Genomic DNA, 15,633 nt, shown 5'->3' with positions numbered 1-15,633 from the left:
ATCCACGCCTGGTGATTGATACATGTCTCGAAGAGGTCTCAACTCACCTGCACGGGTGATGCGCGCCACGGCGCTCGCCACCGGCGCGCGTGAAAAAGCGGGGCGCTCCCCCCGATGGGTACGCGGGCGCCGGGGGCGGATACGCGGCGGCGCCCGGCGGGTACGCGAGACGGGGGAATCCTCATAAGGTGTGCAGTATTGCCGTGTGCGAACGCTGTGCACGGCCCGGAACAGGATGGGTCGAGGAGGACTGTCGGTGACCGAGAAGAGCCCCAAGCTGCGCGCCGAGCTGGACGGCATTCCGACGTACAAGCCCGGTAAGCCGGCCGCCGCGGGCGGCCCCCTGGCCTTCAAGCTCTCCTCCAACGAGAACCCCTATCCGCCGCTGGCCGGGGTGCTGGAGACCGCCGCGAACGCTGCCGCCTCCTTCAACCGCTACCCGGACCTCGCCTGCACCGAGCTGATCGCCGAGCTGGCGAGCCGCTTCGACGTACCGCTGGAGCATCTGGCCACCGGGACCGGCTCGGTCGGCGTGGCCCAGCAGCTGGTCCAGTCCACGGCGGGGCCGGGCGATGAGGTGATCTACGCCTGGCGGTCCTTCGAGGCATATCCGATCATCACTCAGATCGCCGGGGCGACGTCGGTGCGGGTCCCGCTGAACGATGCCGAGGAGCACGACCTGGAGGCGATGGCGGACGCCATCACCGACCGCACCCGGCTGATTTTCGTCTGTAACCCCAACAACCCGACCAGCACCGTGGTGCGCCGGGCGGAGCTGGAGCGGTTCCTGGAGCGGGTGCCGTCCGATGTGCTGGTGGTGCTGGACGAGGCGTACATCGAGTTCATCCGGGACGAGCGGGTCCCCAACGGGATCGATCTCTACCGGGACCGGCCGAATGTGTGTGTGCTGCGCACCTTCTCCAAGGCGTACGGCTTGGCCGGGCTGCGGGTCGGCTTCGCGATCGCCCATGAGCCGGTGGCGGCGGCGCTGCGCAAGACCGCGGTGCCGTTCGGCGTCAGCCAGCTCGCCCAGGACGCGGCGGTGGCCTCGCTGCGCAGCGAGGACGCGCTGCGGGAGCGGGTGGACGCGCTGGTCACCGAGCGGGGCCGGGTGTGGGAGGCGCTGACCGCCCAGGGGTGGACGGTCGCGGACTCCCAGGCGAACTTCGTCTGGCTGCGGCTGGGGGAGCGCACGGCCGACTTTGCGAAGGTGTGCGAGGCGGCGGGCGTGGTGATCCGTCCGTTCCCGGGTGAGGGGGTGCGGGTGACCATCGGCGAGCGCGAGGCGAACGAGATCTTCCTGCGGACGGCGGAGGCGTACCGCAAGGAGCTCTGAGCCGGGCGGGCCGGCCGCCGCCCCGGCGGGTCCGGCCACCGCGCGGAACGGCCGCGGGGCGAGACGCCGTCTTTCGGAGCCGTCGAGGGCCATTGGCAAGGGCCTCGCAAGGGGCCCAACGGCCCTTCCGAGGGGTGCGCAGCATACCCATACGTGTCCCATTCGCCCCCTACCACCCCCGGTGGGAGGGGGCGAAGCCGTGTGCGTATCATTGCTTGTGAATGTGAATACGTTCACAAGCTCGCTCCGCGGGCAGGCACGACCGTAAGGAGAGATTCAGGTGAATCTGGCTCTGGCGCCGGAGACTCTGGCCCGATGGCAGTTCGGCATCACGACGGTCTACCACTTCCTCTTCGTGCCGCTGACGATCTCTCTCGCCGCGATCACGGCGGGTCTGGAGACCGCCTGGGTCCGCACCGGCAAGGAGAAGTACTTCCATGCCACCAAGTTCTGGGGGAAGCTCTTCCTGATCAACATCGCGATGGGTGTGGTCACCGGCATCGTGCAGGAGTTCCAGTTCGGCATGAACTGGTCGGACTACTCCCGCTTCGTCGGTGATGTCTTCGGCGCCCCGCTCGCGATGGAGGCCCTGCTGGCCTTCTTCTTCGAATCCACCTTCATAGGTCTGTGGATCTTCGGCTGGGACAAGCTGCCCAAGAAGATCCACTGTGCCTGCATCTGGATCGTCTCGCTCGGCACGATCCTCTCGTCGTACTTCATCCTGGCCGCCAACTCCTGGATGCAGCACCCGACCGGCTACACGATCGACAAGGCCACCGGAAAGGCCCAGCTCACCGACATCTGGGCGGTACTGACCCAGAACACCACCCTGGTCGTGGTCTTCCACACGCTGACCGCGGCCTTCCTCACCGGCGCCGCCTTCATCATCGGGATCTCCTCCTTCCATCTGCTGCGGGCCAAGCGCCGCCGGGAGCGCGGCGAGGAGCTGGGCGAGCGGCGCAAGAAGCAGATCGGGGCGATGCGGGCCTCGCTGCGGGTGGGCCTGGTCGTCGCGGTCATCGCGGGGCTCGGCACGGCGATCAGCGGTGACCAGCTCGGCAAGGTGATGTTCGAGCAGCAGCCGATGAAGATGGCGGCGGCCGAGGCCCTCTGGGAAACCCAGGCGCCCGCGCCCTTCTCGGTCTTCGCCGTCGGCGATGTCAGCAAGGGGCACAACAGCGTCGAGCTGGAGGTCCCCGGGGTGCTCTCCTTCCTGGCGCACAGCAACTTCACCGACTCCGTCCCCGGTATCAACGACATCGCCCAGCGGGAGGCCGACGCCTACGGCGGTCAGCCCGATGACTACATCCCCAGCATCTTCATGACCTTCTGGGGCTTCCGGCTGATGATCGGCTTCGGGATGACCTCGTTCGTCGCCGGTCTGATCGGGCTGTGGACGACCCGCCGCAAGCGGTGGCTGGCGCTCGCGTTCCGCACCGGCGAGGACGAGGTGCCCCGGCTCATGCTCACCAAGAAGCGTGAGATGGGCCCGCTGCTGTCCACCTGGTCCTGGCGGATCGGCATCCTCACGATGGGCTTTCCGCTGATCGCCAACTCCTTCGGCTGGATCTTCACCGAGATGGGCCGGCAGCCCTGGGCGGTCTACGGACTGATGAAGACCGCCGACGCGGTCTCCCCCGGCGTCAGCCAGACCGAGGTGCTGATCTCGCTCGGTGTCTTCACGCTGCTGTACGGGGTGCTCGCGGTGATCGAGGTGCGGCTGCTGACCAAGTACGCCAAGGCCGGACCGGACATCGACGAGAAGCCGCCCGCCAAGGACCCGAAGCTGCGGCTGCCCTCGAGCGGCCCGGGGGGCCGGGGCGGTCCGGGGGGTCCTGGCGGTCCGGACGGCGGGGCCTCCGCCGAGGACGAGGACGCCGACAAGCCGCTGACCTTCGCGTACTGACGGCCGTAGAGGATCACCGGAGAGAATCATGCACCTTCACGACTTCTGGTTCCTGCTGATCGCCTTCCTGTGGACGGGCTACTTCTTCCTGGAGGGCTTCGACTTCGGCATCGGCGTGCTGACCAAGCTGCTCGCCCGCGACCGCACCGAGCGCAGGGTCCTGATCAACACGATCGGGCCGGTGTGGGACGGCAACGAGGTCTGGCTGATCACGGCGGCCGGGGCCACCTTCGCCGCCTTCCCCGACTGGTACGCGACGCTCTTCAGCGGCTTCTATCTGCCGCTGCTGGCCATCCTGGTCTGCCTCATCCTGCGCGGTGTCGCCTTCGAGTACCGGCACAAGCGCCCCGAGGACCGCTGGCAGCGCAACTGGGAGCATGCGATCTTCTGGTGCTCGCTGCTGCCCGCGTTCCTCTGGGGAGCGATCTTCGCCAATCTGGTGCACGGGGTACCGATCGGCCGGGACGGGAACTACGCGGGCGGTCTGTCGGACCTGATCACGCCGTACGCCCTGCTGGGCGGGGCGGTCACGCTGGTGCTGTTCACCTTCCACGGCGCCGTCTTCGCCGCGCTCAAGACGGACGGGGACATCCGGACCAGGGCGCGGCGGTGCGCGGCCCGGCTCGGTCTGGCCACCGTCGTGGTCGCGGTGCCGTTCCTCGGCTGGACGCAGGGCGACAGCGGGAACGCCCGGAGCCTGGTCGCGGCCGTCATCGCCGTTCTGGCCCTGGCCGCAGCGCTGATCATGAACCAGCGGGGGCGTGAGGGATGGGCGTTCGGGCTGTCCGGGGTGGCCGTCGCGGCGGCCGTCGCGATGCTCTTCCTGGCGCTCTTTCCCGACGTCATGCCCTCCTCGCTGGATCCGGCGTGGAGCCTGACGGCGGCGAACGCTGCCTCCAGCCCCTACCCGCTCAAGATCATGACGTGGGTCGGCGTCATCATGATGCCGCTGATCATGGCCTACCAGGCGTGGACGTACTGGGTCTTCCGTAAGCGCATCGGTACCCGGCACATCCCCGCCGCCCACTGACGCGGGTGCGGTGTTTCACGTGAAACCAATCGACCCCCGACTGCTGCGGTACGCACGGGCCACCCGCTTCTTCCTCGCCGCCTCCGTGGCGCTGGGTCTGGCCGGAGCGGGACTGGTCATCGCGCAGGCGATGCTGATCGCCGAGATCGTGGTGGGCGCCTTCCAGCGGGGCGACGGAGTGACGGCGCTGACGCTTCCGCTGGGGCTGCTGGCGCTGGTCGCCGCCGGCCGGGCGATCGTCTCCTGGCTGACCGAGCTGGCCGCCCATCGAGCCGGTGCGGCGGTCAAGTCGGAGCTGCGGCTGCGGCTGCTGGAGCGGGCCGTACGGCTGGGGCCGAGCTGGCTGGACTCCCAGCGGACCGGCGAACTCACCACCCTCGCCACCCGGGGCATCGACGCGCTGGACGACTACTTCGCGCGCTATCTGCCCCAGTTGGGGCTGGCCGTGGTGGTGCCGGTGGCGGTGCTCGCCCGGATCGTCACCGCGGACTGGATCTCCGCGCTGATCATCGTCGCCACGCTGCCGCTGATTCCGCTGTTCATGATGCTCATCGGCTGGGCCACCCAGTCCCGGATGGACCGCCAGTGGCGGCTGCTGTCCCGGCTGTCCGGGCACTTCCTCGATGTCGTGGCCGGGCTGCCCACCCTCAAGGTCTTCGGCCGGGCCAAGGCCCAGGCCGCATCGATCCGTGCGATCACGGCCGACTACCGGCGGGCCACGCTCAAGACGCTCCGGCTGGCCTTTCTGTCCTCCCTGGCCCTGGAACTGCTCTCCACGGTGTCGGTCGCACTGGTCGCGGTCGACATCGGAATGCGGCTGGTGCACGGCGAGATGGACCTCTTCACCGGACTGGTGGTGCTGGTGCTCGCCCCCGAGGCGTATCTGCCGCTGCGGCAGGTGGGCGCGCAGTACCACGCGGCGGCGGAGGGGCTGACGGCGGCGGACGAGGTCTTCGCGGTGCTGGAGCGCGAGCCCTCGGGGGCGGGCGGCTCGCCCGCCCCCGACGCCCGGGACGTCGTGCTGGCGCTGGACGGGCTGATGGTCCGCCACCCCGGGCGCACCGAACCGTCCCTCGCCCGGACCTCGTGCGAGATCCGCCCGGGGGAGACGGTCGCCGTCGTGGGCCCCAGTGGCGCCGGGAAGTCGACCCTGCTGAACGCCGTGCTGGGCTTCGCGGCACCGCACGAGGGCCGGGTGCTGATCGGGGGCCGGGACCTGGCCTCCCTGGACCCGGAGAGCTGGCGGCGCCAGATCGCCTGGGTGCCCCAGCGCCCGTACCTCTTCGCCGGGACGATCGCGGAGAACGTCCGGCTGGCCCGGCCGGACGCCGACGACGAGGGGGTACGAGCCGCCCTGCGCGACGCGGACGCGCTGCGTTTCGTCTCCGCGCTGCCGGACGGCATCGAGACCCGGCTGGGTGAGATGGGCGCCGGACTCTCCGCGGGCCAACGCCAACGGATCGCCCTGGCCCGCGCCTTCCTGGCCGACCGCCCGGTGCTGCTCCTGGACGAGCCGACGGCGAACCTGGACGGCGAGACGGAGGCGTCTGTCGTCGAGGCGGTACGCCGGCTCGCCGAGGGCCGCACGGTCCTCCTGGTCGTCCACCGCCCGGCACTGCTGCCGCTGGCGGACCGGGTGCTGCGTTTGCCGGGGCCGGGTTCGGGGCCGGGTTCGGGCCGGGGGCCCGGGGGTGCTGGTTCTGGTGGGTTGTCCTCGCTGTCCGCGGTTGAGCGCGCGTCGGCGGCGGGCGGCGTCCGCCCGGGGCCGACCGTCGCTCTACGGTCCGCCTCTCGCGGGGACGGCGTCCGCCGGTCCGTCGCGTGTGCGGACGCGGATCCGGGTGCCGAGGCGAGCGTGTCCGCGCCGGACGCGGGCGCGGAGGCGCGGCCGGGCTCCGGGGTTGCCGATTCTGGTGGGCTGTCCCCGCTGTCCGCGGATCGGCCCGGGTCGGTGGTGGATGCCGCGCGCGCGGCCGGGCGCCCGCGCGCAGGGGCGCGCGAGTCCACGCCGGAGGCGACTGCGGGTATGGGGCGGACGTCCGCGGCCGCGCACGAGCTGATGGCGGACGACGGACCCGGTGGGCGGCCGGACGCTGCGCGGCGTGGGCCGGACGGTACGGGCCTGGCCACGCCGGATGGCTCCGTTGTGCCGGACGCCGTGAGCGCGTCCCACGGCCTGGCCGCGTCGCACGGTTCGGCCACGCGTCCCCGCCGGGGTGCTTTGGCGCGGGTGCGGGCGGCCGCGCGTGGGGGGCGGGGGCGGTTTGGGCTGGCGTTGTCGCTCGGGAGCCTCGCCCTGCTGAGCGCGGTCGGGCTGATGGCCGTCTCCGGGTGGCTGATCTCGCGGGCCGCGCAGCAGCCGCCCGTGCTCTATCTGATGGTGGCGGTCACCGCGACCCGGGCGTTCGGGATCGGCCGGGCCGTCTTCCGCTACGCCGAGCGCCTGGTCTCGCACGACGCCGTGCTGAGGGTGCTGGCCGAGCTGCGGGTCGCCGTCTACCGGAGGCTGGAGCGGCTGGCGCCCGCCGGGCTCGGCCGGACGCGCCGCGGCGATCTGCTCTCCCGGCTGGTGGCCGATGTGGACACCGTCCAGGACTACTTCCTGCGCTGGCTGCTGCCCGTCGGCACCGCGCTGACCGTCGGCGCGGCCTCGGTGGGCTTCCTCACCTGGGTGCTGCCCGAGGCCGGGGCCGTGCTGGCGGCGGGGCTGCTGGTGGCGGGGGTTGTGGTGCCCGCCGTGTCCGGGGCGCTCGCGCGGCGCGCGGAGCGGCGGCTGGCACCGGCGCGCGGTGCCCTGTCGGCGCAGGTCGTGGATCTGCTCGCGGGGACGGCCGAGTTGACCGTCGCGGGCGCGCTGCCACGGCGGTTGGACGCCGTGCGCCGGGCCGACGGGGTGCTCACCCGGATCGCCCGGCGGACGGCGGCCGCCGCCGGTACGGGCGCCGGGCTGTCCGCGCTGGTCTGCGGGCTGACCGTGGCGGCCGCGGCGTGGGTCGGGGTCCCGGCCGTGGCGGACGGCCGGATCCACGGGGTGTGGCTGGCGGTCGTGGTGCTGACCCCGCTCGCCGCCTTCGAGGCCGTCGCGGGGCTGCCGCTCGCGGTGCAGCACCGGCAGCGGGTGCGGCGGGCCGCGGAGCGGGTGTACGAGGTGCTGGACGAGCCGCTTCCGGTGCGCGAGCCCGAGGAGGCGGGGCGTGAGGAGGCGGGGCTTGAGGAGGCGCCGAGTGCGCCGTATCCGCTGGTGCTGCGCGGGATCACCGCCCGCCACCCCGGGCAGTCCGTCCCCGCCCTGGACGGGTTCGGGCTGGAGCTGCGCCCGGGCCGCCGGGTCGCGGTCGTCGGCCCGTCGGGGGCGGGCAAGACCACCCTCGCCCAAGTGCTGCTCCGCTTCCTGGACACCGAGGGCGGCACGTACACCCTGGCGGACCGGAACGCCGCCGCCCTGGACGGGGACGCGGTGCGGCGGCTGGTGGGCCTCTGCGCCCAGGACGCCCATGTGTTCGACAGCTCGCTGCGCGAGAACCTGCGGCTGGCGCGCCCCGGCGCGAGCGATGACGAGCTGCGCGCGGCACTGGCCGCGGCCCGGCTGCTGGACTGGGTGGACGGGCTGCCGGACGGCCTGGACACGCTCGTCGGCGAGCAGGGCGCACGGCTCTCCGGCGGTCAGCGGCAGCGGCTGGCGCTGGCCCGCGCGCTGCTGGCGGACTTCCCGGTGCTGGTCCTGGACGAGCCCGCCGAGCACCTGGACCTGCCCACGGCCGACGCCCTGACGGCCGACCTGCTGTCGGCGACCCAGGGGCGCACCACTGTCCTGATCACTCACCGGCTGGCGGGCCTGGACGCGGTGGACGAGGTGATCGTCCTCGACGGCGGCCGCGCCGTCCAGCGCGGGACGTACGCGGAACTGGCCTCGGCCGAGGGCCGATTCCGCCGGATGCTGGAGCGCGAGGCGGTGGAGGGTGGAGTCCTGGTGGGCGCCGGGTAGCCGGGTAGCCGGGTGTGGGTGAGTGGGTGAGGGCCTGTCCGGCGGGTCGTGGCGCCTGCGGCGGGCTGCTCCCCTCCCCGCCCCTTCCCTCAACTGGGGCTCCGCCCCAGACCCCGGGGTCCGGGGCAGTCGTGGACACCAACCTCACGGGGGCGTTCCTGTGCGCACAGGCGGCGTTCCGGCTGATGCGGGACCAGGATCCCCGGGGCGGACGGATCATCACGGCTCTGCCCCGGACCCCGGATCCCGGATCCCGGACCCCGGGGTCCGGGGTCCGGGGGCGAAGCCTTCGCCGCGTGGTCCGCCGGACACTCCGTAAGGGCTGTCCGGCGGATCTTCGCGGGGCCCGCGACGCCTGGCATGCGCGCCCCGGCGCCGCTGGGAGGCTCCCCCCCCGGCACCGGACGCGCGGGGCCCGCGGCGTCTGCCGCCGGTGCCACAGGCGCGCGGCCGGGCAGGGGCATGAGCTGCCGCATGGGTTGACCTGGGCCCGTGTGGGCCGCCCTACGGCACGCCCGAGGCGGCGGAAGCGGTGCCCAGCGCCGACAACAGGGCGTTTACCTGCGGCATTCATTAGGCTCGACGCATGGCGGCCGCTGCCCCCTCCCCCGATCCCCTGGATGTGGCCGCGGAGGCGACCCGCGGTCTGCGGGGGCTGTCCACCGAGCTCACGGCGCGGCTGCCGCGGCTGCTGGAGGCGATGCGCTCGCTCGGCACGGGGCCGGACGCGCACACCGTCCTCGACCGGATCGTCCGTACCGCGGCCGAGCTGGTCGGCGCCCGCCGCGCCGCGCTCGGGGTGCACCACGCCGAAGGCGGCGCCGCCGCCGGCCAGGGCCTGGCCGATGTGGTCATGTACGGCATGACAGAGGCCGACCGGGAGCGGTGCGCGGAGCTGCTCGCCGACGCACGCCGCGCCGGACCGCCCTCGCCCGCCGAGCCGTCGGGCCCGTCCCAGCCGTCGGGCCCGTCCCAGCCGTCGCGCCCGTCCCAACCGCCGGGCCCGTGTCAGCCACCAGGCCCGTATCTCACCGTTCCACTGCGCGTCGGTGAGGAGATCTTCGGCGTCCTCTGTCTCGCCGAGAAGCGGGATGGCGGTCCGTTCACCGACTCCGACCGGCATCTGGTCGAGGTGCTGGCGACCGAGGCGGGGATCGCCATCGGCCACACCCGTGTCCAGGGGGCCACCCGGCAGCGCGAGCGCTGGATCGAGGGGTCGGTGGCCGTGACCCAGGCGGTGCTGTCCGGCGGGGCCGGGGACGGACCGGCCGTGGTCGCCGAGAAGGCCCGGGAGCTCGCGGACGCGGCGGTGGGCATCGTGCTGCTGCCGGAGGACGGCGGTGATGGGCTGAAGGCCGTGGCGGTGGCCGCCGATGAGCGGTCCGGGCTGCTGGGCGCGGTGCTTCCGGCCCGTTCCCCGGCCGTTCCGAGACTGCTGGCCGGGCAGCCGGTGCTCATCGAGGACCCGGCCGCCGACCCGCTGTTCGGCACCGGCGTCCCCGGGCGCTACGGGCCGAGCATGATGGTGCCGCTGAGCAGCGGGGACCGGGTGCTCGGCGTACTGGCCACCGCGCGGGAGCGCGACGCCGACCCGTTCACCGCGACCGAGCGCACCCTGGCCGCCCAGTTCGCGGCGCAGGCGGCGGTCGCGCTGGTGCTCGCCGAGGCGCAGCGCGACCGGGAGCGGCTCGCGGTCCTCGAGGAGCGCGACCGGATCGCCCGCGATCTCCACGACCTCGTCGTCCAGCGGCTCTTCGCGACCGGGATGCTGCTGGAGAGCGCGGAGCGCCGGTCGGACGTGCCGGAGGTACGGGAGCGGATCGAGCGGGCCGTCGAGGAGCTGGGCGCCACCATCCAGGAGGTACGGACGGCGGTCTTCGCGTTGCAGCAGACCCCGCCGGAGACGCCGCCCGGGCTGCGCGGCCGGGTACTGCGGGAGGTCAGGGCGGCCGCCGTGCCGCTGGGCTTCCAGCCGTCGCTGACCTTCGTGGGCCCGGTGGACGACCTGATCGTGTCGGTGACCGGCGCCCATCTCGTCGCGGCACTGCGCGAGTCGCTGTCCAACGCGTTCCGGCATGCCCGGGCGGAGCGGATCGAGGTGGTCGTGGACGCCACCGCCCGGCTCGCGGACGGCCGGCCGGCGGTCCGGCTGACGGTCGCGGACGACGGGGTGGGCGTGCCCGCGGACGGCCGGCGCAGCGGCCTGGCCAACCTGGCGCGGCGGGCCGAGGCACTGGGCGGATCGAGCACCTTCGGCCCCGGCCTCGGGGAGGACGGCCGCGGCACGGCAGTGGTGTGGGAGGCACCCCTGCCGAGCGAGGACGCCTGAGGCGCTGCTGCCCGGTGGGGTTCTCCTGAGGCGCCGCTGTCGGGCCGGGGGCGTCACGGCCGCCGGCCGGGTGGGGGCCTGGGTGCTTTCGCCGAGCGAAGGTATCTGAGGGGCCGCTACCGGGCCGGAGGTCTGGGCGGGCACTGACCGACCGATGGCCGGGCCAAGGGCCTGGCGTGTTGGCCGGTGAGACTGCGTCGTGGGGCGGGAGTTGTCGCCCACCCGGGTCAACGGCTCACCTACGCGGTCCAACTATCGGCTTGTCAGGATGCGGATCGCTTGAACCGTGGGTGAGATGAGGCTCGCGGGCCGCTCGGTCCTTCGTATCCCTTCGCACTCCGCGGCAGCTTGGCCATACGCGGGGAAGGAAGTCATGACGTGAACAGCCAGAGCCCTACTCCTCATCGTTCCCGGACGCGCCGCCGGGTCCTCTTCGCCTCCGTCGCGACGGCGGCGGCTCTGTCCAGCCAGCTGCTGACCATGTCGCCCGCCGCCTCGGCGGATGACCCGGCCGGGTACGGCCGTCCCAAGCCGCCCAAGCCGCCGACCGTTCTCCACGGGGTGCAGGAGTTCACCGCGGACGGCACCTTCACGCCGCCTCCGGGGGTCACCTCGGTGCACATCCAGGCATGGGGCGCCGGCGGTGGCGGTGGCGGCGGTGGTGGCGGCAGCAGCAGCAACGTGGGCGGACCCGGCGGTGGCGGCGGCTCCGGCGGCTTCACGTGGTGCGTCATCCCGGTCGTTCCGTTCGCCACCTACACGGTGGACCTGGGTACCGGCGGCACCGCCGGTACCGGTGGTCCCGGTGGTGTCGCGACCGGTACCGCGGGTACGGCCGGCGGGAACGGCAGCTCGACGACCCTGGCCTCCATCAGCGGGACCGAGCTCACCGCCACGGGCGGTAGCCACGGCGGTGGCGGTGGTGGCGCCACGACCGCCCCGGGTACTCCGGGCACCGGCGGGACCGGCGGCACCGGCAGCAGCTGCAGCAGCGTCTACGCGGTCAACCGGACCGGTGAGAACGGCGAGTCCGGCGTCCTGGGCGGCGGCGAGGGCGGCGACGCGGTCGACGGCATCGTCCAGCTGCCCTCGACGAACAGCAGCGCGGGTGGCAACGGTGGTGGCGGCGGCGCCGCCGGCGTCAGCGGCTCCGCGGGCGGCACGGGCGGCAACGGCACCGCGGGCGGCAACGGCTACCTCGTCGTCTTCTGGTAAATCCGGTTTCTGGTAAACCCGGTTTCTGGTGAATCCGGTCAGGAGCACCGTCCCCGGCCGCGCGGCCGGGGACGGTGCCGGTCCGCTCACCGCGACAGCATGCGCTCGATGACGGCGGCGACGCCGTCCTCGGTGTTGGCGCCCGTGCGGTGGGTGGTCGCGGCGAGCACATCCGGGTGGGCGTTGGCCATCGCGTACGAGGTGCCCGCCCACATCAGCATCTCCAGGTCGTTGGGCATGTCCCCGAACGCCACGACCTCCGCGGCCGAGATCCCGCGCTCGGCACAGCACCGGGCCAGGGTGCTGGCCTTGCTGACCCCGAGACCGCTGACCTCCAGCAGGGCGGACGGGCTGGAGCGGGTGAAGTCGCCGTGGGCCCCGGCCACCGAGCGGGCCAGCTGGAGGAAGTCGTCGGGCGCCAGTTCGGGGTGGTGGGCGAGCAGTTTGAGGACCGGCATGTCGGCGTGCGCGAATCCGTCGTGGAGCAGCTTCTCGGCGGGGGCGACGATCGCGCCCGGGTCGAGGTGGAAGGGCGGGTACCGCGGTTCGTAGAAGATCCCGCCGCTGCGCTCGACCGCGAAGGACGTGCCGGGGGCGGCCTCGCGGAGCGCCTCCACGATGGCGAGGGCCCGGTCGGTGGCGAGCGGGCGGACCTCGACCGGCAGCCCGCCCTGGTGCAGATCGACGACGGCGGCGCCGTTGGCGCAGATCGCCAGGCCGTGGCCGTGCACATGGGCGCTGACGACGTCCATCCAGCGGGCCGGGCGGCCGGTGACGAAGAACACCTCGATGCCCGCCCGCTCGGCCGCCGCGAGCGCCGCCACGGTGCGGTCGGAGACCGTCTTGTCGTCCCGCAGCAGGGTGCCGTCGAGGTCGGTGGCGATCAGCCGGGGCCGGGCCGGGGCGGGGCGGAAACGCTCTGGGGCCGGGGTGTTCGGCCGGTCGGTCGCAGGAGTCACGGCAACCATCCTCCCGCATATGCCACTCAGCGGTGAGTGCACGTGTTCGGGTGGGCCTGCTCGAGCGGGCTTCTCGTCGGTGCGGCTCGGCTCGGTACGTCTCGTACGGCTCGGTGCGTCTCGTACGGCTCGGTGCGGCTCGGCTCGGCGCGGTACGTCTCGTACGCCTCGGTGCGGCGTTGTCACACCCACCGCTTAGGCTCGCGGTATGCGAGTGAGCACCGTGATCCTGCCCATCCACCGCTGGTCCGAGGGCGGCCGGACGACATGGCAGCGCGCCGAGGAGCTGGGTTTCCACGCCGCGTACACCTATGACCACCTGTCCTGGCGCAGCTTCCGCGACGGCCCCTGGTTCGGGGCGGTCCCCACGCTGACGGCGGCCGCCGCGGCGACCTCGCGGCTGCGCCTGGGCACCCTCGTCACCTCCCCGAACTTCCGGCATCCGGTGACGCTGGCCAAGGAGCTGATCACGCTGGACGACGTGTCCGGCGGGCGGATCACGCTCGGCATCGGCGCGGGCGGCTCCGGCTTCGACGCGACGACGCTGCTGCGCGGCGGCGAGGAGCCGTGGTCGCCCAGGGAGCGGGCGGACCGGTTCGGCGAGTTCGTCGAGCTGCTCGACCGGCTGCTGACGCACGACGTGGTGACGTACGAGGGCACGCACTACAGCGCGTACGAGGCGCGCGACATCCCCGGCTGTGTGCAGCGGCCGCGGCTGCCGTTCGCGGTGGCCGCCACCGGTCCGCGCGGGCTGCGGCTCGCGGCGCGGTACGGCCAGGCGTGGGTCACCACGGGCGATCCGAAGACCTCCGAGACGGGCACCCCGGCCGATTCGCTGGCCGCCATCGGCGGCCAGATCGACCGGCTGGGCAAGGCGTGCGCGGAGGCCGGGCGGGACGCCGGCGACCTCGACAAGATCTTTCTCACCGGCTTCACCCCGGATGGCACAGGGCCGCTGAGCTCGGTGGACGCGTTTGTGGACTTCGCCGGACGCCATGCCGAGCTGGGCATCGAGGAGATCGTGCTGCACTGGCCGATCCCCGATTCGATCTTCGCGGCCGATCTCGGGGTCTTCGAGAAGATCGCCACGGAGGGCGCGGCCCAGATAGCGCGGTAAGCGGTACAGCTCGCCGCATGGGGCTGAACAAGGCGAATGACGCGAATAAGCCGGATAAAGGGCGACCGCGCACGGCGCGGATCGCCCGATAAGCGGCAGAATCGGGTATAGAGCCTTTGGCGTCGCGTCACTGGGGAGGCATCTCATGCCGCATACCCGCTATGCCCCGGACCGTGGGCTGACCGCGCGCATGGTCACGACCATGTTCTTCATCGGGCTGCTCTATGTGGTCTTCATCGGCGTGCTGCTCGCCGTGTTCAAGGGCGCCTGGCCGCTGATCGTGATCATCGCGGGAGGGCTGTTCGTGGCGCAGTTCTGGTTCAGCGATCGGATCGCGGCGTTCAGCATGGGCGCCCGGGAGGTCACCCCGCAGCAGGCCCCCGAGCTGCACGGTGCGGTGGACCGGCTGTGCGCGCTCGCGGACATGCCCAAGCCCCGGGTGGCCATCGCCGACACCGATGTGCCGAACGCCTTCGCCACCGGCCGCAACCAGCGCAACGCGCTGGTGTGCGCCACCACCGGCCTGCTGCGGCGGCTGGAGCCGGAGGAGCTGGAGGGCGTGCTCGCCCATGAGCTGTCGCATGTGGCCCACCGCGATGTGGCGGTCATGACCATCGCCTCCTTCCTCGGCGTGCTGGCGGGCATCATGACCCGCGCGGCGCTGTGGGGCGGGCTCAGCCGTGGCAGCCGCAACAACAACGTGGGCATCGCGGTGCTGCTCATCCCGCTGATCAGCGCCGTGGTCTACGCGATCAGCTTCCTGCTGACCCGGCTGCTGTCCCGCTACCGCGAGCTGTCCGCCGACCGCGCCGGTGCGCTGCTGACCGGGCGGCCCTCGGCGCTTGCCGCCGCGCTCACCAAGGTGACGGGGCAGATGGCCCGGATCCCGACCCGGGACCTGCGCAAGGTCGAGCCGTACAACGCGTTCTTCTTCGCGCCCGCGCTCTCCGGCGAGAGCGTCAGCCGGCTGTTCTCCTCGCATCCGACGCTGGAGCGGCGGCTCGACCAGCTCGCCCGCGTCTCCACCCAGCTGGGCCAGGCGGGAAGGGGCTGAGGCATGAGGCTGCTGGACGCCATCCTGGGCCGCAGCAAACCGGTGCGCCCCGACCTGGACCGGCTCTTCGGGCTCCCGGGGGCCGCGGTCAGCCTGGAGGCGGGGGCCGGGTTCACCCCGACCGGGCGGGGCTCGGTCTGCTTCGCGAGCGTGGAGGGCGGCGCCTTCTCCCAGCTCCAGCGGGATGTGCGGGAGCTGCTGGACGCGGACGCGGACGCGGACCGGGGCGGGGTGCCCGTGGAGTTCAGTCAGGACGCGTACGGCTACACCTGGCTGCTGGCCCGGCAGCGGCCGGACGATGTGGCCTCGCTGGTGAACGATCTGCACGCGGTCAATTCGCTGCTCCAGGACGGAGGCTTCGGCCCCCAGCTGCTGTGCTCGCTGATCGGCTTCCAGGATCCGGAGGGGCGTTCGCTCGCGCTGGTGTACCTCTACAAGCGCGGCACCTTCTACCCCTTCGCGCCGCTGCCGGGCGCCACGGAGAAGCGGGACAACGCGCTGGAGCTCCAGATGCGGGCGCTGCTCGGGGACGATCTGCGGATCGAGGAGGACCTGAGCCGCTGGTTCCCGGTCTGGGGCGCACCGGGCCTCTGACGTTCCCGTCCCCGGCCGGAAGACGAGCGTTCCCGTCCCCGGCCGGAAGACGAGCGTTCCCGTTCCCGGCCGGAAGGTCCGACTCCGGCCGGGTGCTTTCGTAGCTCC

General features: G+C 72.9%; 10 protein-coding genes and 1 pseudogene. 10 read left to right on the top strand and 1 reads right to left on the bottom strand.

Annotation, left to right across the window (positions count from 1 at the left end; all coding sequences use genetic code 11):
• Positions 1-256 precede the first annotated feature (256 nt).
• The 7 genes and pseudogenes from hisC (at position 257) to JK364_RS41030 (ending at position 11,801) form a co-directional block, all read left to right on the top strand.
• Positions 257-1,336, top strand: a complete 1,080-nt coding sequence (gene hisC / locus JK364_RS41055; protein ID WP_307841535.1) for a histidinol-phosphate transaminase — start codon at positions 257-259, stop codon at positions 1,334-1,336.
• Positions 1,337-1,616: 280 nt separating this feature from the next.
• Entirely contained in the window at positions 1,617-3,242 is a 1,626-nt protein-coding gene (locus JK364_RS41050; RefSeq protein WP_201856534.1) for a cytochrome ubiquinol oxidase subunit I, read from the top strand.
• 28 nt (positions 3,243-3,270) lie between these two features.
• On the top strand, positions 3,271-4,272 hold the full coding sequence (gene cydB, locus JK364_RS41045) for a cytochrome d ubiquinol oxidase subunit II (RefSeq protein WP_201856533.1): 1,002 nt from the start codon (positions 3,271-3,273) through the stop codon (positions 4,270-4,272).
• Between the two features lie 19 nt (positions 4,273-4,291).
• Entirely contained in the window at positions 4,292-8,257 is a 3,966-nt protein-coding gene (gene cydD / locus JK364_RS41040) for a thiol reductant ABC exporter subunit CydD (RefSeq protein WP_201856532.1), read from the top strand.
• Between the two features lie 125 nt (positions 8,258-8,382).
• Positions 8,383-8,478: pseudogene (locus tag JK364_RS55960) on the top strand (3-oxoacyl-ACP reductase); the annotation flags it as partial.
• A 365-nt stretch (positions 8,479-8,843) separates the two neighbouring features.
• A complete protein-coding gene (locus JK364_RS41035; RefSeq protein WP_201856531.1) occupies positions 8,844-10,586 on the top strand; it encodes a GAF domain-containing sensor histidine kinase in 1,743 nt (580 codons plus the stop codon).
• 378 nt (positions 10,587-10,964) lie between these two features.
• Complete coding sequence (locus JK364_RS41030) at positions 10,965-11,801, top strand: hypothetical protein (RefSeq protein ID WP_201856530.1); 837 nt, start codon at positions 10,965-10,967, stop codon at positions 11,799-11,801.
• A gap of 86 nt (positions 11,802-11,887) precedes the next feature.
• Here JK364_RS41030 and JK364_RS41025 read toward each other — a convergent pair whose 3' ends face one another.
• Positions 11,888-12,769: a Cof-type HAD-IIB family hydrolase gene (locus JK364_RS41025; protein WP_230993269.1), complete on the bottom strand. Its 882-nt coding sequence runs from the start codon at positions 12,767-12,769 to the stop codon at positions 11,888-11,890.
• 199 nt (positions 12,770-12,968) lie between these two features.
• On the opposite strand from JK364_RS41025, the gene JK364_RS41020 reads away from it, so the two are divergent.
• The 3 genes from JK364_RS41020 to pspAB all read left to right on the top strand — a co-directional run bounded on the left by JK364_RS41020 (position 12,969) and on the right by pspAB (position 15,525).
• Entirely contained in the window at positions 12,969-13,877 is a 909-nt protein-coding gene (locus JK364_RS41020; protein ID WP_201856528.1) for an LLM class flavin-dependent oxidoreductase, read from the top strand.
• Positions 13,878-14,022: 145 nt separating this feature from the next.
• The gene (htpX, locus tag JK364_RS41015; protein WP_201856527.1) at positions 14,023-14,931 is read left to right on the top strand and encodes a zinc metalloprotease HtpX; all 909 of its coding nucleotides are present in this window, start codon (positions 14,023-14,025) and stop codon (positions 14,929-14,931) included.
• Positions 14,932-14,934: 3 nt separating this feature from the next.
• Complete coding sequence (gene pspAB / locus JK364_RS41010; protein WP_201856526.1) at positions 14,935-15,525, top strand: PspA-associated protein PspAB; 591 nt, start codon at positions 14,935-14,937, stop codon at positions 15,523-15,525.
• Positions 15,526-15,633 lie beyond the last annotated feature (108 nt).

Source organism: Streptomyces endocoffeicus, from assembly GCF_016741935.1.
GTDB lineage: Bacteria > Actinomycetota > Actinomycetes > Streptomycetales > Streptomycetaceae > Streptomyces > Streptomyces endocoffeicus.
The sequence above is the reverse complement of the archived record's forward strand: the minus strand, read 5'-3'. Positions and strand labels throughout refer to the sequence as shown.

Excerpts from the sequence above, each read along its gene's own strand:
- cydB (WP_201856533.1), top strand. The coding sequence starts at position 3,271 with ATGCACCTTCACGACTTCTGGTTCCTGCTGATCGCCTTCCTGTGGACG.
- JK364_RS41035 (WP_201856531.1), top strand. The coding sequence starts at position 8,844 with ATGGCGGCCGCTGCCCCCTCCCCCGATCCCCTGGATGTGGCCGCGGAG.
- JK364_RS41025 (WP_230993269.1), bottom strand. The coding sequence starts at position 12,769 with ATGGTTGCCGTGACTCCTGCGACCGACCGGCCGAACACCCCGGCCCCA.
- JK364_RS41020 (WP_201856528.1), top strand. The coding sequence starts at position 12,969 with ATGCGAGTGAGCACCGTGATCCTGCCCATCCACCGCTGGTCCGAGGGC.
- htpX (WP_201856527.1), top strand. The coding sequence starts at position 14,023 with ATGCCGCATACCCGCTATGCCCCGGACCGTGGGCTGACCGCGCGCATG.
- pspAB (WP_201856526.1), top strand. The coding sequence starts at position 14,935 with ATGAGGCTGCTGGACGCCATCCTGGGCCGCAGCAAACCGGTGCGCCCC.